This window comes from Ruegeria sp. CI8 (assembly GCF_056536865.1).
This window is the reverse complement of record NZ_JBQFQL010000001.1, coordinates 1,858,306-1,883,161: the sequence shown is the minus strand read 5'-3', so window position 1 is coordinate 1,883,161 and position 24,856 is coordinate 1,858,306. Positions and strand designations below refer to the sequence as shown.

The following is a 24,856-nucleotide window of genomic DNA, read 5'->3' as shown; positions in this document are numbered from 1 at the left end:
TCGGAGGCTTCGGTCAGCGACCCAGAAACCGCACTCCCGGCAACTTCTTGAGTCGTTCCAGATCCTGTGTGTAAAGCTCGGAAAACGCCGCGTGGATTTCGGCGCTCCACCCGGGGAAGTCCAGTTCCTCCTCGATTCTGTCCGGCAAGGCGTGCTGCGAAAAAACGGCAGCGAGGCGGTCGTGCAGGAGGGCCGGGTCCGTGTGCCCGACTTGCTGTTGGATCGCTTCAATCTCCCGCTTGCCGTCTGCGTCAACCAGCGAGGATAGCAGCGAGAACTCCTCGGTCAGCGGTATGTCGGCGCTCAGACCGCACAGGCTGCGGATAATGTCCCCCCAGATCAGCGGGCACTCCTCATTGGCCCAGACCGTAATGGAAACGGCGGGGGCAAGATCGTGAATATCCTCGATAAGGGTCAGCCAACTCAGGCAGCTCAGGTCCGTTGACGCCAGAATGCTCTCGCGGGTTTCGTCCGGCAATGCCATCAATACCTTGGGTATGAAGCTGCCCGGATTTTGCAGCCCGATAAACAATTCGACCTCGTGTCCTTCGAAAGCCTGATCCAGCAAGGCCAGCCGACGACCTGCATGGGGATAGAATTGGCCGTCCTTAATGGCGCTGTTCAGTTCGCCGATGAAGTCCACAGTGCTCATGACCACTCGGCCGGTTTCCGGATCATCAGGAATTTGGGCTCTCAAACGCTCGAAGGCATCTGGGGTCAGCTTGCCTTCGTCCAGCGCATTCAGCGGCGTCTTGAATGCCTTCCGGAACCGACGCGGACCAAACAGCACAATGCCGTTTTCCTGCAATACACTGGCATTCGCCTGAAGCGATTTGAGCAGGAGCCCCCCGTCTGAAAAAACCACACCGGAGTGAATGGCCACATGCATGCCGACCGCTGTCCTTGCCCTTCGATTGAATACGTTTCGGGGTTACAGGTTGAACGATAGACAGTCAAACCTGCCATTCTTTCGCCATGATAAAGATTGCCTGAGAATGTCGAAACTTGATTGTGGTCAACAGGACAGCGCCAGAAACGACTGGGTCGAATTGCTTCGCAACCGTCGTTGCCGCGTAACCATCTGTGGCGTCTGTGTTGCAGATAATCGAGGCGATTTTATGTGGCGCCGATTTTCCGCATGTTGTTGCACAATTCCGTCGCAAACCCGCTTGCCTTTATTGAGGCTTTCACCTAATCACAGCGCCATCGGCTCAATGAAATTACATGTGTTTGGATAGGCATGTAATCACAGAGGGTTGAAAAGGTGGGAGTGGTTGCCCGTTCTTGCCTTTGCCTGCAAAGGTATCTGAAAGCGTAATGCTTGCCCCTATAGCTCAGCTGGTAGAGCAACTGATTTGTAATCAGTAGGTCCGCGGTTCGAGTCCGTGTGGGGGCACCATATCACTCTAAGAAACCCTTTGTTTCCTTGATAATATTGCGCTCGTCTGTCTATCACGACACACATGGCGACACACATCGAGGACACAAAGATGGCCCTGAGCACCAAAATCAAACATGTAGACAAACGGCCTAACGGGGTTCTGAGGTTTAGAAGACGATTTCCGAAAGATGTTGTTGAGGTGCTTGGCGAGCCAGCCCTGCAGGTTCACATCAAAAATCGCGAAGGCCTAGCCTTTCACCGAGAATATCAGGCCATCATGCAAGAGTTCGACCGGATGGTCTCCGAGGTGCGCAGCCGTATCAACGGCAATGACACCAGATCACCAGTCGAAAGATGGCATGAAGCACTCCTCAAGCGCGAAGAGTTGGTGTCTGAGACCATAGGCCTTGAAGAAGACCCAGAGTTTGCCGCTAGAGAGATTGCCAAAGGCCTCTCTGAGCAGCCCAATGCCGACCCTCTGTTGTTGAAGGCCTTGCTGAACCCGGAAGCTGATGCTCCTAAGCTGTCACTGCGGGACGCCAAGATGATGTATGCTCGGGACAAGCGACTACCTGACAATGAGATTGTCCGCCTTGACCGGATTACACGCCGCCTTGAGGAAGCCGTAGGGTCGCTCGAAAAGGTGAACCTAGAAGGTCTGCGTAGAGATCACGGCAGGCGTTATATGGACGTAATGCTCAAGACTGCCAAGTCAAACGGTCAGCCATTGTCTATCGCTACGTGCGCCAGGGAGAGCAAGATCATTGCCGCGATGGTGAACCATGCGATCCGCGAAGGTGATATCGATGCGAAGAACCCCTTCATCGGTCTCCCATGGCCAAGAGATACCGGCCTAAAGGTGGGCAAGAAGCTACCCCTGCCAGATGATTTGATCGAGAGCATAGAGAAGCGGCTCAATGACGGGCGAACAAGGGAGCTAACAGTGATGTGGCGATTGCTGAAAGGCACGGGAATGCGTCTCGGAGAAGTCGCGGGTCTTTCACAAGAAGACATGGTCCTTAACGCAGTAACTCCTCACATTCTTGTTCGCCCAAATGCAATACGTGACCTCAAAACCACGTCAAGCAACCGCTCAGTTCCGCTCTTAGGAGATGCCCTCAGGGCTGCTGAGGAAGTCTTTGAAGGCGTCGCGTCAGGGAAACCTGTCTTTATTCGATATGCACGTGCTAGGGGCGCCGACGCAGCCTCAGCTGCTTTGATGAAGGTGGTGCGTGCAGAGACCAAAGATAAGCGGCATACTGTGCACGGTCTGAGACATCGAGTGTCGGACAAACTAAGAGATGCAGGCGCACCAATAGAGGTCCGTCATGGCTTCCTGGGGCACTCGTCGTCAGCGATCGCTGAGAGCACTTATGGCTCTCCTAGGGCGCGATTGATCGAGTTCGCAAAGTGGGCTGAGAAAGCTGAGCTATAAGCCCTTGCGGCATAGTCGCGTTCCGCCGGATGTAAGAAGGGTTGAATTTTGTAGGGTTCAAAAAGAGTTTAATATTTGAAATACGTAGTTGGACCCGGGTCAACTTTGCCGAAAGACTAAAGTTGCAGCCCAGAACTGGACCAAGCGTCGGCTAATAGGAAAGCGAAAATTGGCGGAGTGCTTAAATTACATTGCCATGGGCAACTGGGAGAAAGTCCAAGGTGAGGTTAGCGATGTAACTCTGCTCCGCGGGCGCATGTTCGAATACACAAAACTCGACATCGCCAAGCGACTAGAGAGTCTAGACCCTTCATCGTTGGCCTTCCTCGAGTCGTTACCCACATTCCTTTGTAGCGAAGCGAAAATAGCGGAAGAGCGCGGAGTTTCCATGCTAATTAAGTATGGTAGCGTCAGTGGTATTAAACCAACTCGTAATCAGGTCTTATTCACGTTCAAAACCGAAATTGACTTCGGGGAGGTGTTTTTCGACGATATCGAGATCGCCAGAGCGATATTCGATCTTGAAAAGTTTCAACTTTATCGGACGCATTGGGCGGTTCGCGTGAATACCGCGCGAGATGTATTAGCTCGGCTGGTTGCCGCTAAGCCCGAATTTGCCGACCGCATTACCCCAAAGGAACATGCAATTGAAAAGGGCGCGGCAGTTCAGCCGCCGCCGCGAGACAAAAAGGTCATAGGGACAGCTGATAGTGTCGAGACATTTCTCCAGTTGCTTTATAACAATCCGGCCGAAGCGCCTTTCGAAACCTTCTTTCGAGGCCATGAAGATGCCAGCTATGAACTAACACCGTCTCTGCTTCGCAAATGGGGAAATGGTGATTGGAAGTTCATGCCGAGTGAAGACCGCCTGTGCAAGGAGTTGCTGATTTCGCATTATGAAGACTTCCAAACCGATCAATATTGCTTTGATCGGCTTGTTCGCATGCAGCACTACGGTTTGCCTACACGACTCCTTGATATTACCAGTAATCCGTTGATGGCTTTGTATTTTGCCTGTTCAAGTAGTTCTGAAGTGGATGGCGAGGTTATCATTTTCCATGTCGCGTCAGAGCGAGTAAAATATTATGACTCCGATACGGTGAGTTGCCTTTCAAACCTCTCAAATTTGACCTATGAACAGAAGGATAAAATCGACCTTAGCCTTGATCAGTCTGCCTTTAATGATACCGAAGTCGTTGGCAAGTTGCTTCATCACATTAAATCAGAAAAAGGCTTTTTCGAGGGACGGATTGTCCCTGACGATCTTGGTTCCATCGTTTGTGTGAAGGCAAAGCGCACTAATTCACGTATCAAGTCTCAATCTGGTGCCTTTTTGTTGTTCGGCCACGAAGCTGTGCTACCTGATGCCGGTTTAAATGACTTCATTGTTACGCGCATCGCAGTCAGAGAAAAGGAACGTATCCTAAGGCAGCTTGATCAAATCAACATAAACGCCACAACCGTTTACCCAAGTATCGACCAGACTGCCGTCCATTTACGAGACAATTACCAATCACCGGACCCTGGCTAAACAAACGAAGTAAGCCACGCTCCCTAGAGGCGACGAGAAGGAGTGACCGAAATACCGGTAAAAAACAAAAAAACTGTCGCCGTGATTACACTTAGTCCTCCATAATGATGCTGCTAGGAAGGCCTATTAAGAGCAACGGACAAGGGTTTCCGACGCCTCTTTTAACGCGGTCATCCAACTTCCGCCAATGCGTTGTAGCTTCGCCAAATTTGTCAGAAACGAACTTCTTTGAGAATGCTTCGCAGAAATGATTGGGCCCGCCAAGACGCTTCTGTAGGTCTAGTATCGCCTTTCGTTGTCTCGCTGTGGGTGAGTAGCCCCACGGCTCGAGGTCCTCAAAACTCGATACGTTGTGCCTCACTAGGAAACTCTCTACTATCTCCGTTAGGCCCTCATGTAAGGTGGTCCCCCGCGTGATTATGACGCCCACGGAAATAGCTCCGTCTGCATGCAACCTCTTGAAGTTTTCAAGGTCCCGATCGTAAAAAGGGTCCTTATTGTTCCACTCAATCTCAAGCGCAACGCGAGAACCGTCGTCAAATTCACGAACATGATCTACTTCGTGTGATTGGCTTTCAAGCGTGACCCCGTTGATCGTTCTTTCAACGATAAAGTGATACTTCGGCCAATTGAGACCGTTCAAAGAGTTTCGTAATCGTTGGGTTCCTTTAGCCTCTCCACCACCACCTGAGACAATCTCCGAAGCTGGGATTTCAAAGGCTGCGAGGACTTCAGTTAGTTCCGCCTCCACCTGAGGGAAGTCTACCTGCAGTATAGCCTCTGCATGTGAGCAGAACTTGATCTGGAACCCTTTTTCTAACAGAGCAGAGAACAAACGGTTTTCCCCATATAGACTGTTTGGTTTTTTTTGGGGCAAAATATCTTGGGAGTCGAGTCCACCCTCAGAATGTCACGAGGCAATACTCCTGGACGAGCGATGAAGCGTGGGAAGCCATATGAAAATTTGCAACATATACTCGCACTTGAACGGCGAGGAATTTTTGCTCGCGCGAAAGCCCAATATTTGGATTGAGATTCAACGCGTTATCCGGAGAGTTGACGCGGCAAAGTGCAAGACGAAAAGGTCACGGGAACAACGCACCGCTGGCCACACCTTTTATGCTCCAGTTGAACTCAACAAGGCCTTCAGGGCAGAGTTCGCAGCATGCAATCCGCCCTGGAAGAAAGATGAGTTCTCCTACTTCGTTTGCTCGGATGAGAGAGTGAACCGAAGTATACAAAACCTAAATCGAAACGACCAAAAGCAGCGTATCCTCGAAGCGGGACTAGAGCCACTGCCAACAAGCAATGAAACGGATTTTGTAAAGGATCGCGTAGCAGTCGAAGTGCAATTCGGAAAATATAGCTTTGTAGCACATGATCTATACGTAAAGCACTTGGCGTTTTATGCGACCGACCGAATTGACGTTGGGGTGGAGATACTCCCTTCGAAGGTTTTGGAGCGTGAAATGTCTTCCGGACCTACATTTTTTGAGAAGGATTTAAACAACCTAATTCGTCAAGGCCGGGGTGTGCCTTCAGTTCCGCTAATATTGATTGGAGTTGGTCCTTAAGCCGCTACTGCCACTTTCTTTGAGCTAAGTCTCTTGTTCGCCCATGAACCAACAATTAAACCTGAAAGAATTCGCGCGGCGTGAATGGTGATCTTTACCTCGTTCATCGCGCGGCCTCTGCCGCTTCCTATGTCAAAAAACTCCAAAGTAAGTCTTTCAATCTCTTTCTGTTCTATGTCTTGTGTTATCTCCCGGTAAACCTGCTCGGCGCATTCACCCAAATCATCAACCCATGAATAGGGACCCTTTCCCTCAGTTCTTCGCGTCCATACCCGTTGAAGCTCTACGGGATCAAAATTCTGGAAGTCCACAACCAGTGTCGAGAACCTACTTTCGATCTCGTCGAAGCAATCACTCAAGATCGGTATGCGAGACAACCGCGCATACCAATCGTCATCGAGCATATGTGTAAAAATCTGCTTCGAATTTCCCGAGTAGAAGCGGACGTCCCAAAAAGGTAAGTCATTCTCAAAGTGGTTGGAAAACTCAAACCGCATGCCACTCTTAAAACGCAAGTTAGGAATTGCCGCCTTAAACCGCCTCTTGGCGGGGTAGGTTCGGCCGACCGTGTCAGGAGCAGTTATGGGCGCGTTCTTTTCCGGGAGGGTCAACTCTGGCTTTGACTTGTCAATTCCTGAGTGGCCATCGAAGTGTGTTGACTTCTCCCCGCGCATCACCAAGCCCAATATGTATGTGAATGAAGGCGGGATGGCATTCCCTACCATTTTGATTTTCTCCGAAAAAGACTTTCCAAAGAACTGGTATGTAATTGGGAAACCCTGGAGTGTCGCCCGTTCTCGAACAGTGAGGCGTCGAAACTTGTTCGGCTTTGAATTGTCTGGCACCACGATGCTCTCACGCGAGACCCTCGTGCAAGTCGCAGTGACTGTTCGAGATGGTGCATCGAGTTTGTCTGGGAAGGACATATTATTGTAAACAGGGTGAAAGGTCTTTGCCTCTTGGTTCATCCGCTGTTCTTCTTCGCTGAAAAACTCTTCTTTCTCCATTTCAGTGAGTTGTTCTTTTGCCAACTCGATACCCCAAACCGGGTCTATTATTCTCGAGGGATTGTTCAGCGCGTTGACTACATCGCCGAGGGTTGACGATGCTGACTTCGTTGAAAATGCGTTGATCTCGGTCAAGTCTAAGTTCGTAGCAATGCAACGTCGCCTGGCTTGAGCACAGCCAAACTTCGAGAAGTCCATGATAGCTATGTTGGGCCTGAGATCATGAAACCTGTAGAGCGGATGTTCGGGGTTCGAGAAGCCTTCTTCGATAACCTTGGCTACTCTGGGGACGTTCTCCATTGCCCAAAAACGAGGCTTCAAAAACTGAACAGCTTCGAAGAACTTTAGGAGGTCTATCAGACCATCATCAATATCGCCGCTTCCGCCGCGATTGGAGTATGAAAATTGCGTGCATGGCGGACTCCCTACAACGACATCGATGTCCTGCGGAAGTTCGTCCAATGTAAGGTCGCGAATATTTACGGGCGTTAGTTCGGTGCCATGGTTGCCGTTATGAGTGTCAATGGCCGGTTGCCACCACTCATACGAATTTACGACCTCGATACCGGCAAGCCGCAATCCAAGGCTCCAACCCCCAATACCGGCATAAAAGTCGATTGCTCGCATTCTTCTCACCACTTTTCTTTTCAGCATAGCGAAGCTGGGGGGCATATCAAGATCTGATTTTTGCCTTCTTTGCAAGTGGCCCAAAGCGGCGACGCCACTTTCCGCGTTGGAATGATGCGACTGCTACAGTTGCGTAATGCAAGCTGACAATAAACGATTGAGACTAAACCACTTCTATTTGCTGAAAAAATGTGCCTGAGTGGAATCATTAAGAGCTGCGCGTGGTCACCCCCCGTGGGTGGCCATGCCCAATCCTTTGACGCTTCACGCGACTGTTTTTGAAACGCCTCTCTTCGTTGGGCCCCTATCAACACTGACAGAAGGTAAAACTACTGCAAGAGCTTGCCGGCTATGGCGAACCACTCTCTAGAACTGTTCTCTGGGGTATACCTCAAAGAACAATGCCAACGGACATGGAAAGTATGTTCACTAGGGTTGACTTTCATTTGTGAACACAACAGGTGTGTGAACAGAAGTTCTGAGAACAGGTTGCCATATGCCCAAGACCATCCTCTATGTCCGCGTCTCCATGACCGAACAGACCAGCGACCACCAACTTGAACAAGCCCGCAAGGCTGGCTTTGAGGTTGACCAAGTGGTCACCGATCACGGCACCTCTGGGGTGACTACCAAGCTGGCAGACCGGGAAGGTGGCAAGCGGCTGTTCGATCTCCTGCGTGAAGGTGACACGCTGGTGGTCCGCTGGGTAGACCGTTTGGGGCGCAACTATCAGGACGTGACGGACACCATTAGGGAGTTCATCAATAGGGGCGTGACGATCAAGACCGTGATCAACGGCATGGTCTTTGATGGGACGACCAAGGACCCCACTCAGAAGGCCATCAGAGACGCGCTGATAGGCTTCATGGCTGCGATGGCAGAGGCACAGGCAGAAGCCACCAAGGAAGCCCAGAGGGCCGGTATCGAGCACCACAAGGCTGTCTCCCCGGAGAAGTTTAAGGGGCGCAAGCCGACTTTTGACAGGGCCAGCTTCGAGCAGGTTAAGTCGATGCTGAATGCTGGTCAGGGGCATTCGGCCATCGCAAAAGCGACAGGGATCAACCGGAACGCTGTGATTAGGATTGCCCAAGACCCTGCAAGGGCAGAGGCTGCTTTGGCGAAATGGGGGATGTAACGCCAACCCAAATACTGGGACTAGCGGGAACGCGTTGAAGGCATTGGGCAATCATCTGGCTGTCCAGTAGTAAAACGCTACGCCCATTGTCCCGACCTATAGCCCCTCTGGCACCGACAAAAAGCGCCGGTCGCGGGGTCCTTGTCGCATGCCCCAGGAAACCCACAGCATAGCAGTAAGGGGGAACCGGGCTGCCACCTTGGAAGCTGTCTCAAATAACCCTCATACCAGCCCCAACATCGTGCAGGTAACTCGCTTTGCACCCTTAGCAGTAAAGACCGAAACTGACGTTGCGAACCGATTTACCCCGACTATAGCACTAGCGACTTTGGTCAGACCAAAAACTCGCAACTGAGACCTCAAGATATATGCCGCAGACACGGAGAACCGCAGCCAGAGTTCTTCAGACGGCAATGAGCGCGGGGGTGCGATCAATACTTGGGGAACTTGCCACAGAGTATTGGGACGGGCAGCGACAATCGCCTTGCCGACCGACCAAATGCGACCGTTGGCCTGCCTCGACAGAAATACCCCGCAAAAACTACCCCGCAATGCCCTTAAGTTAGATAAGGAGAGCACGATGACCGACATTGTCGATCACGACGGCAAACCCCTTTTTGCCGATGATTTCACTCATTCAGTCTATGAGGTTGCCGGAGCATCCATCGACGTAATCGAGACCAGCGGAAATCTTTGGCTCTCTGGTCCATCAGTCATGGAGGCTATGGGCTTTCAACCAGACGGCGCTGGGGGTGGGTATAGTCGTCGCCTCTCTCGCATTGACCATCCAGACATCATTAAGATCACCGACACGCCCTTCAGGTTCACCGATGGTCGCCGCAATAGGGGCAGCCTCATAAGCCCTCGGGCGGTTCACCGCTTCGCCGAGGGAAAGGTGAAAGGGTTCAACGCGATCAAGGCTTACGCCTTTTTGCAATGGATGGACGAGACCCTCTGGACCGAAGGTAACGATGAAACATGGTCACCCAAGCGACCAATTCCTTCGGCCATAGAGCCAGTGTTTCGGAAGGTGATCAGGGTCAAAGACGAAAACCAATATGGTGAGCTTCTTGACCCACTTCGTCCAACTGGGCCCTATCACGGTCTAGGTCACTTTGGTCCTCTTCGTCGTGACGAAATCGAATTTGCCATAGATGGCTGTGAAGTATCCCAGCAAATGTGCCCTGTCGATTTCGACGACGACTTGATCATCGACGATGAAGATGACTTTTCGACTCTGACAGCGTGGCTCAAGACAGCCGCCTAACCCATCTCCGCCTCCAAACCGAACACTTCTTTTATGCCTGAAAAACTGAAGCAGGCGCTGGAGGACGTTTTGTCCGGCGAGGCCGCCCAATACTCACCGTTCGGCCAAACCGACACCCCCAAGAAACTCGCAAGGAAACTCAACAATGACCACAACAAAAAAACTATTCACACTGATGGCTGCTGCCTTGGAAATCCCGGCAAAGGAGGCTTCGCCGCAGTTGTCCGCCGATACGAGAATGGTGCCGAGATAAAGAAACGGGTCGTCAGCAACAACGCACCTGAAACCACTAACAACAAGATGGAGTTGATGGCAGCCATTGAGGGGCTGCGCCAAATTAGAAGAAACGAGCCAGCAAAGATCACCGTCTTTTCGGACAGCCAATATGTCATCCTCGGGATGACTAACTGGCTCCCCAAATGGCGGAGCAAAGGATGGCGTGCAGCGGGCGGAAAGTCAGTCAAGAACCGAGAACTCTGGGAGAAGCTTCTGGCTGTCTCGGAAGGGTTGAGGGTGCAATGGGAATGGGTTCGTGGTCACGCTGGAGACCCTCGTAACGAGGAAGCAGATGCTCTGGCAAAACAAGCGGCCTTCAAACAAGATCAATAGCAGGCAAGACTTCCGGCCCCATTCGGTTCTTCTGGGTGGGGCTTACCGCGGTGACTTAGTTATTCGGCGTCTCCTAGAGCCAACAAGAGCAAACAGGCCAGAACAGGCGAACTAACCAGACTGATTAGCACCCAGATCAATTGGCTACGGTTCCTTCGTTCTGCCATGCCAGCAGGAAGCAGGATATACAGCCAAACTACTACGAACAGAGCAATCAGGCCGAAGATTATCGAGAATAGACCCTCCATAATCAGCCGCCTGTGCTTAGTGCCACCACGCGATCATTGACGAATTCCAGAGTGTCTTTATCGAGGCCATACTCGCCATATCTGTAAGTCCAACGGGTATATTTCCGTCCGCCTGATATGTAGTATTCTTCTTCCTCATCTGGCAGGCCCCACGCGCACGTCGCCGCTAAGTCGGTCATCCCGAGTTCAACGTCACCAGTTAAAGCGCTATTGTAGTCTTTACGTGAGATATCGCCTCTGTTTAGAACCTCTGCCAGAAGACGTTTAGCTTTCTCGCGTTCACCTGACGGCGCATCGTATGTGAAGTATGAAGCCGCATCACATAAGTCGACCGAAGAGACGTTAGACAAATCTGCTTTCGCTCCGATTTCTTCTAATTCCTGGCTGTAGTATGGGTCGGTGCAAGCCGAGACGCTGAATGCGATCAGAACAGCCAAGCACACTCGGCGAAAGTTCACTTCTTGAAACATAACCCTTGTATCCAACAGAACACGACACTGGCAACGAGCGCTATCATTCACTGGTGAAATGTGAAAGCGCCTAGGAGTGTTGACGTCGCTGTCTCCGCTTGATGGTTTGAATTGCCACCTCGAAGGCGTCTGTGGCAGACAAACGATGAGACGCTAGTAACGTGCATTGGAAGTTAGGGGCAGCCTCCAATTGCGAAGTGCACACCCGACTTTTCACGACACACAAAACGTGGCCTTCACGACACACTTTCGCCCCCACCTGCACGGAAAATTATAGGGTAAATAGTTGGTTTCACTGATAGTTTTTCACAGTAGGGGCGCGTTCGAGTCCGTGTGGGGGCACCATCTTCTCCGAAAACGCAAAAAAGCTTGTCCTTGTCTGAGCGGCTTTCCGGCGGTGCGGTACGTTGTTTTCTATCCATCGTATTTATTATACCTACCCCGCTCGCTTGGGTGCGCTTGGCAGGGTTGTTCTCTGGGGTCTCAATTGCGAGGCCAATTCAGGATATGGCTGCGACACTCTTCTGCCACTTCTGGGAACTGTGTTCGCTCGCGGGTGTACAGATAGACATCACGAACGTCCGACAAATCCTTGATCGGACGGAAGGCAGTGTTTTCCGGCAAAAACCGTGCGACCGTTTCGGGCAGTATGGTCACCCACCGCCCGGTTGCGACCATGGCGATCAACGAGTGAGTGTTGTGCACCGTGATCGCAGACTCTGCGATTACGTCTTCGAAACCGGGATTTTCAATGAGTTGGCACAGCGAGTTGTGCACGAATTCCTTGGCCGCGACCTGGTTCAGCGTTGGTGGCTCGTGCGCGGTGATCAGGGCGTGATCGGCGGCGGCCACAAGCCCGAATCTGTCCTGAAACAGCGGCTCGGCCCGTATTCCGTTCAACGGGTGATGACCCGAGGCAATCCCCACATCCGCCCGCCCCTCGGCGAGGCTGTCCAAAACCTGCCGGGTGTCGGTGTCCCTCAGCTCGATCTTCAGGCCGGGAAAGGTGCTGGACAGGTGGTCAAGCAGCGATGGAAACAGCAGTGCTGCCACCGACGGGACGGACACGATCCGGATCAGCCCTTGGGACGCCTTGGCCAGGGCTTCAATGCTTTGGACCGTGTCGTCAAATTGGCGGACCTGATTTTGGGCGAGGGCAAAGACTTCCGCCCCCAAAGGCGACAGCTGGTTCTTTCGCTCACCCAGGAACAAGCGTTTGCCGAGATGTTCTTCAAACTGTTTCAGGGTCATCGAGACTGCAGACTGAGTGCGACCCAGACGGCTTGCGGCTTCGGCCAGATTTCCGGATTGGGCGACTGTGCAAAAGCAGCGGAGCATTTCCAGTTTCAAAGACAAATTTCAGATTTCCTGAAGTTCATTAAATTTGTTTGAGTTTGCCTGATGTCCGGGCAGAGGTCTATTCTGTTCGTGAAACGTACCGGACCCGAGGCCCCTTGTGACAAAATTGAACCTGATTGCCGGCGAGTGGATGGCCGGCGACACCGCGATCGAGAACCGCAACCCCTCTGATCTGACGGATGTGATTGGCCTGTTCGCCCAGGCAAGCGCCGATCAGCTGTCCGCGACCCTCGACCGGGCACGTATCGCGCAGTTGGAATGGGCGGCTTATGGGTTGGAACGCAAGCAGGCGGTTCTGATGAGTATCGGGACCGAGTTGATGTCCCGCGCCGAAGAGTTGGGGCGGTTGTTGTCGCGAGAAGAGGGGAAGCCGTTTGCCGAGGGCAAGGGCGAGGTTTACCGCGCGGGGCAGTTCTTTACGTATTATGCGGCGGAATGCCTGCGCCAGATCGGCGAAAACGCGGACAGCGTACGTGAGGGCGTCGAAATCGACGTGCGCCGCGAACCGGTCGGGGTTGTCGCGGTAATCTCTCCTTGGAATTTCCCGACAGCTACGGCCGCGTGGAAGATCGCACCGGCCTTGTGTTATGGGAATGCCGTAGTGTGGAAGCCAGCCAACCTGACCCCCGCCTCAGCCGTGGCGTTGACTGAGATCATTGAGCGTCAGGACATTCCCAAGGGTCTTTTCAGTTTGGTCATGGGGTCAGGCGGCGCAATCGGACAAAGACTGGTTGAGAGCCCTCAGGTGGATGCGATCTCTTTCACCGGGTCGGTGCCCGTCGGCAAGGGCATTGCCGCAGCAGCCATCCAGAACCTGACCAAGGTGCAGATGGAGATGGGTTCCAAAAACGCGTTGGCCGTGATGGATGACGCGGATCTGGATCTGGCGGTGTCACTTGCGCTGGGCGGAGCTTTTGGCGGCACCGGGCAGAAATGCACCGCCTCTTCGCGGTTGGTGGTCCATGCCGCGATCCACGACGCCTTTGTCGAGAAGCTTGTCGCCGGCTCAAAGGTACTGAAGGTCGGGCATGCCTTGGAGGAAGGCACGCAGATGGGCCCCGTTGTCAGCGAACAGCAACTGCAAGAGAACCTGGCCTATGTCGAACTTGGCCAATCCGAAGGCGCCGAGCTGGCGTGCGGCGGGCAACGGCTGGAGCTGCAGCATGACGGGTATTACATGTCGCCCGGCGTGTTCGTGAACACGAACAACACTATGCGGATCAATAGGGAAGAGATGTTTGCCCCGCTGACCAGCGTGCTCAAGGTCGACAGCTATGATGAGGCTTTGGCGATCGTGAATGACACGAATTTCGGCCTGACATCGGGCATCGTGACCCAGAATCTTGCGCGCGCGACGCATTTCCGGCGTCATGCAAGAACCGGTGTCGTGACCGTCAATTTGCCCACGGCAGGCACTGATTATCACGTTCCTTTCGGCGGCCGGGGCGACAGCTCTTATGGACCGCGCGAACAGGGCAAAGCGGCCGCCGAGTTCTACACCACTGTCAAAACCGCCTATATCAGCGCCGGGACCCCGATCTGATGCGGATTGACGGCCTGCAATATGCCAATTGGTCGGAGAAGATCTTCCGGCAATTGCGGGAAGGGGGCGTGGATGCCATTCACGTCACCGTCGCCTACCACGAGAATTTTCGTGAAACGGTTCAGAACCTCGAGAAATGGAACCGCTGGTTCGAGTTGTTCCCGGACCTGATCATGAAGGGACGATCGGCCAACGACATCGATACCGCGCGTGACACCGGGCGTACGGCCGTTTTCTTTGGTTTCCAGAACCCATCACCCATGGAAGATGACATTGGGCTGATTGAAATACTGTACGACCTTGGTGCCCGGTTCATGCAGTTGACCTACAACAACCAATCCCTGCTAGCGACCGGCTGCTACGAGGCTGAAGACACCGGTATCACCCGGATGGGGCGGCAGGTGATCAAGGAGATGAACCGCGTGGGATTGGTCATCGACATGAGCCATTCGGCCGACCGCTCGACGATCGAGGCAGCCGACCTTTCCGCGCGTCCGATCGCCATCACCCACGCCAATCCGCATGACTGGGCGCCCGCCCTGCGCAACAAGCGTGACCCCGTCATCCGCGCCGTGACGGAAAGAGGTGGGATGCTCGGGTTTTCGGTCTACCCTCATCACCTGAAGGACAAGTCCGACTGCTCGCTGGAAAGCTTTTGCACCATGATTGCCCGAACGGCCGAAAAATACGGAACACAGCATCTCGGGATCGGAACCGACCTGTGCCAGGACCAACCCGACAGCGTTGTCGAGTGGATGCGTGTGGGTCGCTGGACCAAGGAAATCGATTACGGCGAAGGATCGTCTGCGAACCCGGGTTTTCCGCCGATGCCAAAGTGGTTCCGGGACAATCGTGACTTTGACAAGATCGAGACCGGCCTCCTCGCAGTTGGGATGACTCCGAACGAAGTCGCCGGGATCATGGGGCAGAACTGGTACCGCTTCTTTGCGGACAACTTCGGACCGGTCCAGAATTGACCGGACCGGGGCCGCATATCGCGCGCCGGGATCCGGCAACCGTAATGCGGCTCAGCCGGCTCGGGTCTTTGCACCAGTGCAGGCTCAGCTTCATGCGCGTTCTGACTCGCCGCCTGGCACGCGACAACTGGCGGTTTTCCACGCCGGTGTTCGATATTGACGAGGCAGGCGTCGGACGGGCCGTGTATGTCGCCCAGGGACCAGAGCGCGCGTATTCTCTGGTGGCCTTTGCCCATGATCTTCCACCAGAAAAACGGTCGGACCGGGTGATCGCGGATGCCTGGGACGCGACCTTCACCCTATTTGACGGAATCCCTTCCGAAGCCGACCTTGACCGGCTTTCCCGCAATGTTCCGCTGCAGGAGGCCGGCCGGATCAGCGAAACCGAACTGTCGCTGTCCCGGGCCAATCGCTCGGTCCGATTGTGGACGCATGTAGTCGAAGCCCTGGCCGACGGTCTACAGCCGGATCTGGAGCAGATCCAAAAGGTTGGCTACCTGATGCGAACCACGGCCGTGTACGGATCCGGAAAATTCGGGGCCGCGGACCGGGAAAACATAGCAAACCGTCCGGAAACCGAGGGGCCGTTTCAGGCCGAGATGCTGTCAGTCTTCCTCACCCGCGCCTTCGTGCGGGACCTGGTCGAACACATGGCGCGCGCCAAAGGGGGAAGCAAGGCCGTCAAGATGGCCCCTGATATCGCGCGCCGCCTTGGCATCGGGAACTCCACGGGGCTGGGCATGGCGCCGTTCCTGATCAATCATCCGGTCCTATTGAACAACTGGATCATGGCGCGCGAGGAGGCAATCGCCCGGGTTCGATCCTTGGACACCGCGACCCAAGAAGAAATCAGTGTGTTCCGGTCGGTGTTTGCTCGCAGCCAAGTGTCGATTGGCCAATGGCATTCGGAACATCCGATACAAGAGCGGAAACTGTCTGCTCTGAAAGCAGACCTCGGGGTGATCGCGGACTTTCTCCGCCATGACGATCTTACGGGCCGAAGACCGTGGAACCGTCTGGCGGAGTGGTCGGAAACTGTGCTGAGCGAGGAGGGGCAGGAGTTGCTTCTTTCCCTGATCCTCGAACCCTATTCAGACTTGGTGGACGGTTTGTCAGGATGCATGGCGGATTCAAGCCCGCATCTGTACGAGATTGACGGTGCCATGCCGCTGGCCGATGTGCGGCAGGCGATCCGCGACGGTTTCGGTTGGGCCCTGGATCTGGACTGGGGCGCCCGGGAAGCCTGCGCACGGGTCTGGTATGTGTCGGAAGAAAAGCTGGAACCCAGACTGGGTGAGCGCTTTGACGAGCCGGTAGCCGAGTACGAACAACCGCTTGCCCCGGCGCGGGATGCGGCAGCGGCATATTCGGCAATGGCCGATTGGGACACCGCCGTGACCACCGCGGAATTTCTTCTGCGCCACCCTGAACATCGCCACACGATCCGCCGGGCGCAGATCAGCCGCAAGGCCCCCTACAGCGAGATCCGAGACAACACGATTGGTGCATCGGTTCTGCCGATCGACATGCTCCGCGCCAAACTGTCCTTTTTCGGCGCGACACATTTCGATCCCCGCTCGGACCGTTGGGTCCGTATCTGCATGTATTCAGGCGCGCCGTACCCCGAGGATCTTTCGCCCGAAAATGCCGATTTCTGGATTTATCCGGAGGTGCGGGAATGAACCTGTCGCTGAACGAGGTCGAAGGACTGGCAAAACGCGCGGCACGTGGGGCGGGTCATCACTGGGGGCCGGCCGAGGACGCCGCCAAGGCGACCCGCTGGCTGTGTCGTCATGGTTTTGACGGTGCAGCCGCCCTGTCGGCGGTCCTGCGCCAGGACTTTGCGCTTCTGTTTGATGCGCACACGCCACGGGCCCTCGGGGCGAATTGGCGGGCGCATGGGCAGATGTGCCCGTTGGGGGCGGGGATGCTGCTGTCAGATTGTTCGGAACATTTGGGCTGCGGGCCGATCGTTCTGCATGACGTGGCGGTTCCACTGTTGCTCTTGCCGTTCGCTGGCAACGCCGCACACCGATTGCAGACCAATGTGGCCGTCGTCTGCGATGAACTCAGCGCCACGACGGATGGGGAGGTCGTGGACGCTCCGGATCTTTGGCCGGAAAGCGCCACAAAGGTCATCGTAAGGATCGGCGGTACACCTGAAAAACTGCGCGCCAAGCAAACGCGCGCCCTGCCGGCGCCCGCGGCTCTGGCTTTTTTGAACACTCTGGCTCAACGCACCTATGCCCCCGCAACCGAGGAGTCTCGCCGGTTGGGTGCCGGTGCTGGTTTGTCCGATAATGACTGAGGAGGCCGAGATGCCAGAAACCCGAACGCTGTCCCTTGCCGAAATCGAGGATCTGTCGCTGCGCGCTCTGATGGCGGCCGGCACGTCCGAGGACAATGCCCGGCCATTGGCGGTTGCGACCGCCGCGACCGAGGCGGATGGGGTGGCCAGTCACGGACTGGCCTACATCCCGATCTATTGCGAGCATGTACAATGCGGCAAGGTGGACGGGCGAGCAAAGCCGGTGATGTCCGCCCCAAAACCGGGCGTGGTGGTGGTTGATGCGGCCACCGGTTTCGCTCACCCGGCGATCGACTTGGGGTTCGATGCGTTGATCCCGGCAGCACGCGAGCAGGGGATAGCCGCGCTGGCCATCCGCAACAGTTACAATTGTGGTGTGCTGGGGTATCACACCTATCGCTTGGCTCAGGCGGGCCTTGTTGGTCTGGGGTTCACCAATGCACCTGCATCCATTGCACCGTCGGGTGGTTCACGGCCCGTCGTGGGCACAAACCCGTTTTCGCTGGCCGTTCCGGGTTCTGATGGGCAACCTGCCGTCTTGATCGACCAAAGCGCCAGCACGATCGCAAAAAGCGAGGTCATGAAGCACGCCCGCGAGGCAAAGCCGATTCCGGTCGGTTGGGCGCTGGACCCTGATGGCAACCCGACAACTGACCCCGCCGTGGGCCTCAAGGGCTCTATGGCGCCTTCGGGCGGCTACAAGGGCGTGGGCGTCGCACTTCTGACCGAGGTAATGGCCGCCGCATTGACCGGAGCCACCTTGGGTATCCATGCTTCACCCTTTTCAGGAACCGTAGGCGGCCCGCCAAAAACCGGCCAGTTCTTCATTGCCATCGACCCCGGCGCTACGACCGGGTTGGGGTTTGCTGCCAATATCGCGGAACTTGTCGAGGCGATCCGGTATCAGGAAGGAGCGCGTCTGCCCGGCGATGGTCGGCGCACCAAACGCCTGCAGGCCAACCAAGACGGGGTTGGTGTCAGCGCCGCGACGCTGGACAAAATCCACGCCATCCTGGCCTGACACCCGTTTCAGGCGGAAACAGGGGCAAGGCCGATGCCTCGCCCCCTCTGCATCACGCATTGATGATGTTGTGTTCCGGTCCGTACGGAAAGCCGGTGATATTCTCGGCCCCATCCTCGCCTACGACCAGAATGTCGTGCTCGCGATAGCCGCCTGCGCCGGGTTGACCTTCGGGTATCCACAGCATCGGCTCGATGGACACGACCATGCCCGGTTCGAGCACCGTGTCGATGTCCTCACGCAGTTCCAGGCCCGCCTCGCGACCGTAGTAGTGGCTGAGGATGCCGAAGGAGTGCCCATACCCGAACGAGCGGTATTGCAGCAGGCCCTGATCGGCGAAGAACCGGTTGATCTCGGCTGTGATGCCGGAACAGGTCGCGCCGGGTTTGATCAGGCTCAACCCCAGCTCGTGCGCGGCTACATTGGCCTGCCACAGGCGCAGGCTGTCGGCGTCGGGCTCGCCCAAGAACAGGGTGCGTTCCAGCGCGGTGTAATAGCCCGAGATCATCGGGAATGTGTTGAGTGACAGGATATTGCCATTCTGCAAGGCCCGCTTGGTGACCGGGTTGTGTGCGCCGTCGGTGTTCAGGCCCGACTGGAACCAGACCCAGGTGTCGCGGTACTCGGCGTCGGGATAGGCGCGGGCGATCTCGATCTCCATCGCATCGCGGCCGGCCATGGCGATCTCGATCTCGGTGGCACCTTCACGGATCGCGGCATGGATGGCCGCGCCGCCCACGTCCGCCGTACGTGCGCCGCCTTTGATCAACTCGATCTCTTCGGCCGATTTCACCATCCGCGCGGCCATCGTGTCGGGGGCGATGTCCACAAGCTCGGGCTGGTTCAGCATGGACAGGGCCGTGTCGCGCGCGGCCAGCGTCATGTGGTCGCTTTCGATGCCGATCCGGCGGGCATTCCCGATCAGGCTGGCTACGGCGCGCCAGTAGTTGTCGCGCTTCCAGTCGGTGTAGATCACGTTGTCCTCGACCGACCGGCGCCAGGGCTGGCCCGCGTCGATATTGGCCGACACGGTGGTGCAATTGTCCTGAGTCACCACGCAGCCATAGGGCCGTCCGAAGGCGCAGTACAGAAAGCCCGAGTAGTAGGCGATGTTCTGCATTGAGGTCAGCAGAACGACGGGTATGTCCCGTTGCGCCATGATGGCGCGCAGTTTGGCCAGCCGCCGGTCGTACTCGGCCCGGCTGAAGGGCAGGGGCGCCTTGTCACCGTTGTGGCAGGTGAAGAATTCGGGGCGATTTGAAAGGTCTGTCATGTGCTCTCTCGTTTCTTTGCCGGACGTGCAAAGCCCGGCCACATGTCCCGGCGTACAGGACAGGCGGTCTCGGGGTCCGAGAGCCGATCACCCCCTTAGGTGCTGCGACGCCATCGCAGCAGGGGGCGAACAAGGAAATCGTTAGATCAGGCCACGCCGCCGGTCAAGCCGGTGTCAGCCCGCGCAGACGTTCCGACCGCCGGCGCAGCAGCTCGACCGTGGTCAGCAGGGCGATCGAGATCACGACGAGGATCGTGGCCACGGCCAGGATGGTCGGGCTGATCTGCTCGCGCAGGCCGGTGAACATCTGCCACGGCAGCGTCTTCTGGCTGGCCGATCCGACGAACAGCACCACGACCACCTCATCGAACGAGGTGATGAAGGCGAACAGCCCGCCCGAGATCACGCCCGGCAGAATCAGGGGCATCTGGATCTTGAAGAAGGTCCGTACCGGGCCCGCGCCCATATTCGCAGCAGCCCGCGTCAGCGAGCGGTCAAAGCCGACCAGCGTGGCGGTCACGGTGATGATGACGAAGGGAATGCCCAGAACGGCGTGGGCCAGGATTACCTTGAGGTAGCCCACAAAGGTCTTGTTCATGCCCAAAGTGCCTTCAAGGAAGCGGCCGATGTCGCTGTAGAAAAAGAACATGCCCGTCGCCGAGATGATCAGTGGCACGATCATCGGAGAAATCAGGATCCCCATGATGGCGCGCCGCCCCGGCACATGCGATTGGCTGAGACCGATGGCCGCCAGAGTTCCCAGCGTTACCGATATGATCGTGGCGATGGGCGCGATGATCAGCGAGTTCTTGAAGCTGCGCTGCCATTCGTTGTTGGTGAAGAAATCCTGGTAATGCTTCAGCGAATACCCTTCGGGGTCCAGCCGCAGCATCTCGGGCGTAAAAGTAAAGAAGTCCTGCGCGTTGAAAGACAGCGGAAGAACCACCAGAATTGGCGTGATCAGGAAAACGAAGATCGCGCCGCAGATCACCCGGAACAGGTAGTGATAGAACACCTGCTGCGCCGTCAGATAAGGCAGCAGTTTGCGGCGGTATCGGCCCTCGTACAGCCAGAATGTGAACCATGCGAAAAACCAGCCGCCCAAGAAGCCGAGCACACCGCCCATCGGCCCGGAAACCGCGAAGCCGACGGACGCGAAACCGATGATGTTGATCCAGTAGGCAAGCCTCTCGTTCTTGAGGACCGAGATGTAGATCCAGGCCAAAAGGGCCGTCAGCGCCGCGCCGCCGATCATTCCCAGGGGGACCGAGCCGTTTCCGGCGCCGACAAACATGCCGGCAAACGCGCCGGCCAGTGCGACGCTGGGAAGGACCATGGATAGGGGCTTGCGCGAAATTGGTGTCAGTGCGGCCATGTCGGTTACCCCAGCTTCACGTTATCGATGCCCACGATCTTGTCGTAGACCCAGTAGAGGATCAGAACCACTGCCAGCAGGATCGTCCCCAATGCTGCAGCCAGGCCCCAGTTCAACGACGACGATATGTGATAGGCAATCCGGTTCGAGATGAAGACACCCTTGGTGCCGCCCACGATTTCGGGCGTGATGTAGTAGCCGATTGCCAGAATGAACACGAGGATCGATCCCGCTCCGATGCCCGGGATGGATTGCGGGAAGTAGATCCGCCAGAACGTGGTCCAGTTCGTCGCGCCCATGGATTTGGCCGCGCGGGTGTAGGATGGCGGAATCGTCTGCATCACCGAATACATCGGCAGGATCATGAACGGCAGCAGGATATGCGTCATGGCAATGATCGTGCCGATCTGGTTGTTGATGATGATCAGCCGGGCGTCATCTGCGACCAGCCCGAGCCAGACGAGGGTGTCGTTTATAACGCCCTGCTGCTGCAGCATGACCTTCCATGCGGATGTCCGCACCAGAAGCGACGTCCAGAAGGGCAGCAGAACCAGAATCATCAGCAGGTTCGACACGCGCATTGGCAGGGTCGCCAGCAGGTAGCTGACCGGATAGGCCAGCAGGATGCAGGCCCCGGTGATTACCAGCGACATGAACAACGTGCGCCCGAACAGTTTGATGAGAATCTGTTTGTCTTCCGGCTGTGCCTGAGCACCTTCCGGGGTGCGCCGCATGTCGATTGCGTTCAGGAAGTAACCGTTGGTGATCGGAACCGCATGGGTCTTGATCACGCGCCACGTCTGCGGATCCCCCCAGCCGTCATGGATCTCGATCAGCTTTTCCTTGAACGGACCGTCGGTTTCAGGATCCAACCGTTTGATCTTGCGGCCTGACTGGCGGAACAGCGAAGACATGCCGGTTTCTTCGTAGTTCAGACGCGTGCCAAGCCGGGTGTGTTCCTTGTTTTCGATCGCGACCACCATGTCACGAACGAAGGCATCATAGACGTCCTCGCCCGGCAATTCGCCGCTGGTTTCATCCCAGTTGTCCAGCGCTTCGACCGTCAGGGGCAGGGTTTCCGAGACAATTCCGTTTTCGACTGACCGAAACAGCATCGATGCAATCGGTACGAGGAAGGAAAACAGAACGAACAGAAGCAAAGGCGCGATCAGCATAAGCGCGCGCAGTTTCTGACGTCGCAATGAACGCGCCAGCGATTGCTTGAGCGGCGTTCCGTCCGCTGCCAGCATGGGTCCTGCGGTTTGGCTTGCGTCAGTCATCAGTGCCTCTTGGTTGTGCCCGGGTCAGATGGCGGCGCACCGCCACCTGACGTTTCTTCAGAGATTCAAGCGCTTATTGCGCCAACCACGCCTGGAATTTGGCGTCGATGTCATCGCGGTAGTCAGCCCAGAACTCGTAGTTGTAGAGGAACGTGTTCTTGGCGTTTTCCGGATCGGTCGGCATGTGCGGAGCCATGTCGATTCCCAGTTCGGCATGTTTGCCGACCAGCGGAGCCGACGAAGCGCGAGCCGGGCCGTACGAGATGTACTTGGCCTGATCCGCCAGGCGCTGGGTGTCGGTCGCGAACATGATGTAGTCCAGCGCGCGTTGCTTGCGCTCTTCGCTCAGACCGGCGGGAATGATCCAGCCGTCCAGATCGAAGACCTGCGCGTCCCACAGCATGGCGACGGGCTGCTTCTGCTCTTCGATGACGCTGAACAGGCGGCCATTGTAGGTCGAGCCCATGACGACTTCGCCGTCAGCCAGCAGCTGGGGCGTATCGGCGCCGGCGGACCACCAGACGACGCTGTCCTTGATGGTGTCCAGCTTCTTCAGAGCACGGTCCTGGCCTTCGTCGGTTGCCAGAACGTCATACACTTCGTCCTTCGGGACGCCGTCGCACAGCAGGGCCCATTCCATGTTGTTGATCGGACGCTTTTCCAGCGACCGCTTGCCGGGATAGGTCTCCAGGTCGAAGACCGCGCAGATGTCGGTCGGCGGGTTGTCCCCGACCATGTCGGTCCGATACCCAAAGGTGGTCGAATACACGATCTGAGGGATGAAGCATTCGCTGACCAGCAGATCGCCGAAGTCTTCCGAAGCCGGGGTGCCGTCCGGCGCAGGCGCCAGCTGGGTGTCCGGGTCGATTTCCATTGCCAGACCTTCGTCACACAGACGGATCGCGTCCGCGGCAACCACGTCGACCACATCCCATGTGATGTTGCCCGCCTCGTTCATGGCGCGCAATTTGGCCACGGCCTCGGCCGAGCTGTCATCGTTCAGGATGGTGACGCCGGTCTTTTCCGAATAGGGCTCGTGATAGGCCTTGAGCTGCGACTTGGAATAGGCGCCGCCCCAGGACACGATCGTCATTTCTTCGGCGGAAACTCCGCCTGCTGCAGTTGCCAGAGCAACAGCTGTCAGCATTGTGGTGGTACGTTTCATATGTAGCTCCCAGTTTTTCCCGTTTTATGATTTGTCGACCAACGCACGGGTTTTCGTCGGTCGGTTCTTTCGGCTTGGGGGCGGATTGCGAAGCTGGGCGCGCCTAGGCGTCCAGAGCGCGGCAATCCTGCGCCAGCCATCCGATCTCGATCTCCTGACCCGGTGTCAGCCTGACGGCGTCAGGGGCATTCCGGGTCTTGACGATGAATTCATCATTGCCGGCCACCGACATGCGGAACCTGAATACATCGCCCATGTAGATGAATTCCTTGACCACAGCCTTGAGCGTATGCGCTTCGGGGCTGAGGCGATCCTTGTTGAATTCCACGCGCTCGGGTCGGATCGAGACCTTGGTCCGTTCCCCCGGTTGGCTCACGTTGATCGGAACCGCGTCGATCTCGGAGCCATCGTCCAGCGTGACGACGCATTTCCCGCCATCTACGGATTTAAGAACGCCTTCCAGCGTGTTGTTCTCACCGATGAACTGCGCAACGAAACTGTTCTCCGGTTCCTCATAAAGCTGGTCCGGCGGTGCAAGCTGCTGGATCCGGCCATCGTCAAAGACCGCTACGCGATCCGACATGGTCAGCGCTTCTGTCTGGTCGTGGGTCACATAGACGGTCGTGATCCCCAATTCATGGGCCAGACGCGTGATTTCAAACTGCATGTGCTCGCGCAGCTGTTTGTCCAATGCGCCCAGCGGTTCGTCCATCAGAACCAATTCGGGTTCGAAGACCAGCGCGCGGGCCAAGGCGATACGCTGTTGTTGTCCGCCCGACAGCTGCGCGGGTCGGCGGCTGCCGAAGGCACCCATCTGCACCATGTCGAGGGCGCGCTGGACTTTTTCTTCGCGCTCGGATTTGCCGATTTTTCGGACTTCCAGCGGAAAGGCGAGGTTCTCGGCCACCGTCATGTGCGGGAACAGGGCATAGTTCTGAAACACCATCCCGATGCCACGCTTGTGCGGCGGGATGTTGTTGATCGGTCGCCCATCCAACAGAATTTCGCCATGCGTCGCAGTTTCGAACCCGGCCAGCATCATCAGGCAAGTGGTCTTGCCAGATCCCGATGGGCCCAACATTGTCAGAAACTCGCCCTTTGGCATCGCGAGGTTAAGGTCTTTGACGACAAGACTTTCGCCGTCATACGATTTTTGAACGCGTTGAAATTCGACAAACGCGGCGTCGCTAGAAGTGCCGGTCACAAGACCCCCTGTTGCGTCAATTCTTGATCCGGTTGGTCCGGATTTCATTGATCCCTGAGCACATTAA

The 24,856-nt window shown here is 56.2% G+C and carries 21 protein-coding genes and 1 tRNA gene; 12 read left to right on the top strand and 10 right to left on the bottom strand.

The features are described from left to right. Positions 1–13: 13 nt before the first annotated feature. On the bottom strand, positions 14–889 hold the full coding sequence (locus ACR0DA_RS09305) for a hypothetical protein (RefSeq protein WP_170458407.1): 876 nt from the start codon (positions 887–889) through the stop codon (positions 14–16). A gap of 434 nt (positions 890–1,323) precedes the next feature. On the opposite strand from ACR0DA_RS09305, the gene ACR0DA_RS09300 reads away from it, so the two are divergent. From ACR0DA_RS09300 to ACR0DA_RS09290, 3 genes are all read left to right on the top strand, one after another. Continuing rightward, a tRNA-Thr gene (locus tag ACR0DA_RS09300) sits at positions 1,324–1,399 on the top strand. Between the two features lie 91 nt (positions 1,400–1,490). Continuing rightward, positions 1,491–2,816, top strand: a complete 1,326-nt coding sequence (locus ACR0DA_RS09295; protein ID WP_480753714.1) for a tyrosine-type recombinase/integrase — start codon at positions 1,491–1,493, stop codon at positions 2,814–2,816. Between the two features lie 196 nt (positions 2,817–3,012). Next, a complete protein-coding gene (locus ACR0DA_RS09290; RefSeq protein WP_480753713.1) occupies positions 3,013–4,347 on the top strand; it encodes an FRG domain-containing protein in 1,335 nt (444 codons plus the stop codon). Between the two features lie 91 nt (positions 4,348–4,438). Here ACR0DA_RS09290 and ACR0DA_RS09285 read toward each other — a convergent pair whose 3' ends face one another. Then, a complete protein-coding gene (locus tag ACR0DA_RS09285; RefSeq protein ID WP_480753711.1) occupies positions 4,439–5,182 on the bottom strand; it encodes a BglII/BstYI family type II restriction endonuclease in 744 nt (247 codons plus the stop codon). A gap of 121 nt (positions 5,183–5,303) precedes the next feature. Between ACR0DA_RS09285 and ACR0DA_RS09280 the strand changes: the two genes are divergently transcribed. Beyond that, positions 5,304–5,921: a BglII/BstYI family type II restriction endonuclease gene (locus ACR0DA_RS09280; RefSeq protein ID WP_480753710.1), complete on the top strand. Its 618-nt coding sequence runs from the start codon at positions 5,304–5,306 to the stop codon at positions 5,919–5,921. Here ACR0DA_RS09280 and ACR0DA_RS09275 read toward each other — a convergent pair. Continuing rightward, on the bottom strand, positions 5,918–7,555 hold the full coding sequence (locus ACR0DA_RS09275) for a DNA cytosine methyltransferase (protein ID WP_480753708.1): 1,638 nt from the start codon (positions 7,553–7,555) through the stop codon (positions 5,918–5,920). The genes ACR0DA_RS09280 and ACR0DA_RS09275 overlap by 4 nt on opposite strands. A gap of 496 nt (positions 7,556–8,051) precedes the next feature. On the opposite strand from ACR0DA_RS09275, the gene ACR0DA_RS09270 reads away from it, so the two are divergent. The 3 genes from ACR0DA_RS09270 to rnhA all read left to right on the top strand — a co-directional run bounded on the left by ACR0DA_RS09270 (position 8,052) and on the right by rnhA (position 10,566). Further along, positions 8,052–8,690 (top strand): recombinase family protein, encoded by a 639-nt coding sequence (locus ACR0DA_RS09270; protein ID WP_480753706.1) that lies wholly within the window; start codon positions 8,052–8,054, stop codon positions 8,688–8,690. 580 nt (positions 8,691–9,270) lie between these two features. Beyond that, positions 9,271–9,957, top strand: a complete 687-nt coding sequence (locus ACR0DA_RS09265; RefSeq protein WP_480753705.1) for a hypothetical protein — start codon at positions 9,271–9,273, stop codon at positions 9,955–9,957. Positions 9,958–9,990: 33 nt separating this feature from the next. Further along, positions 9,991–10,566, top strand: a complete 576-nt coding sequence (gene rnhA / locus ACR0DA_RS09260; RefSeq protein ID WP_480753704.1) for a ribonuclease HI — start codon at positions 9,991–9,993, stop codon at positions 10,564–10,566. A 250-nt stretch (positions 10,567–10,816) separates the two neighbouring features. On the opposite strand, the gene ACR0DA_RS09255 is transcribed toward rnhA, so the two are convergent. Together ACR0DA_RS09255 and ACR0DA_RS09250 are read right to left on the bottom strand one after the other, a co-directional pair. After that, complete coding sequence (locus tag ACR0DA_RS09255; RefSeq protein WP_480753703.1) at positions 10,817–11,251, bottom strand: hypothetical protein; 435 nt, start codon at positions 11,249–11,251, stop codon at positions 10,817–10,819. A gap of 516 nt (positions 11,252–11,767) precedes the next feature. Further along, positions 11,768–12,622, bottom strand: a complete 855-nt coding sequence (locus ACR0DA_RS09250) for a LysR family transcriptional regulator (protein ID WP_480753702.1) — start codon at positions 12,620–12,622, stop codon at positions 11,768–11,770. A gap of 151 nt (positions 12,623–12,773) precedes the next feature. Here ACR0DA_RS09250 and ACR0DA_RS09245 point away from each other — a divergent pair, with 151 nt between their 5' ends. Genes ACR0DA_RS09245 through ACR0DA_RS09225 form a run of 5 tightly spaced genes read left to right on the top strand, consistent with a single transcriptional unit; the run spans position 12,774 to position 18,492 of the window. Further along, a complete protein-coding gene (locus ACR0DA_RS09245; protein ID WP_480753929.1) occupies positions 12,774–14,186 on the top strand; it encodes an aldehyde dehydrogenase family protein in 1,413 nt (470 codons plus the stop codon). Continuing rightward, positions 14,186–15,163: a membrane dipeptidase gene (locus tag ACR0DA_RS09240; protein WP_170449268.1), complete on the top strand. Its 978-nt coding sequence runs from the start codon at positions 14,186–14,188 to the stop codon at positions 15,161–15,163. The genes ACR0DA_RS09245 and ACR0DA_RS09240 overlap by 1 nt, the downstream gene beginning before the upstream one ends. A gap of 44 nt (positions 15,164–15,207) precedes the next feature. Further along, the gene (locus ACR0DA_RS09235) at positions 15,208–16,845 is read left to right on the top strand and encodes a hypothetical protein (protein ID WP_480753927.1); all 1,638 of its coding nucleotides are present in this window, start codon (positions 15,208–15,210) and stop codon (positions 16,843–16,845) included. After that, a complete protein-coding gene (locus ACR0DA_RS09230; RefSeq protein ID WP_480753700.1) occupies positions 16,842–17,471 on the top strand; it encodes a DUF3726 domain-containing protein in 630 nt (209 codons plus the stop codon). The genes ACR0DA_RS09235 and ACR0DA_RS09230 overlap by 4 nt, the downstream gene beginning before the upstream one ends. Positions 17,472–17,481: 10 nt before the next feature. After that, positions 17,482–18,492, top strand: a complete 1,011-nt coding sequence (locus ACR0DA_RS09225) for an Ldh family oxidoreductase (RefSeq protein WP_480753699.1) — start codon at positions 17,482–17,484, stop codon at positions 18,490–18,492. Positions 18,493–18,544: 52 nt separating this feature from the next. Here the strand turns inward: ACR0DA_RS09225 and ACR0DA_RS09220 are convergent, their stop codons facing one another. From ACR0DA_RS09220 to ACR0DA_RS09200, 5 genes are all read right to left on the bottom strand, one after another. After that, positions 18,545–19,765 (bottom strand): aminopeptidase P family protein, encoded by a 1,221-nt coding sequence (locus tag ACR0DA_RS09220; protein ID WP_480753697.1) that lies wholly within the window; start codon positions 19,763–19,765, stop codon positions 18,545–18,547. 163 nt (positions 19,766–19,928) lie between these two features. Next, positions 19,929–21,140 (bottom strand): ABC transporter permease, encoded by a 1,212-nt coding sequence (locus tag ACR0DA_RS09215; protein WP_170338070.1) that lies wholly within the window; start codon positions 21,138–21,140, stop codon positions 19,929–19,931. 5 nt (positions 21,141–21,145) lie between these two features. Further along, complete coding sequence (locus ACR0DA_RS09210; protein ID WP_170337618.1) at positions 21,146–22,420, bottom strand: ABC transporter permease; 1,275 nt, start codon at positions 22,418–22,420, stop codon at positions 21,146–21,148. Positions 22,421–22,493: 73 nt separating this feature from the next. After that, positions 22,494–23,585 (bottom strand): extracellular solute-binding protein, encoded by a 1,092-nt coding sequence (locus ACR0DA_RS09205; protein ID WP_093962659.1) that lies wholly within the window; start codon positions 23,583–23,585, stop codon positions 22,494–22,496. 103 nt (positions 23,586–23,688) lie between these two features. Beyond that, complete coding sequence (locus ACR0DA_RS09200; RefSeq protein ID WP_480753696.1) at positions 23,689–24,837, bottom strand: ABC transporter ATP-binding protein; 1,149 nt, start codon at positions 24,835–24,837, stop codon at positions 23,689–23,691. Positions 24,838–24,856: the final 19 nt, after the last annotated feature.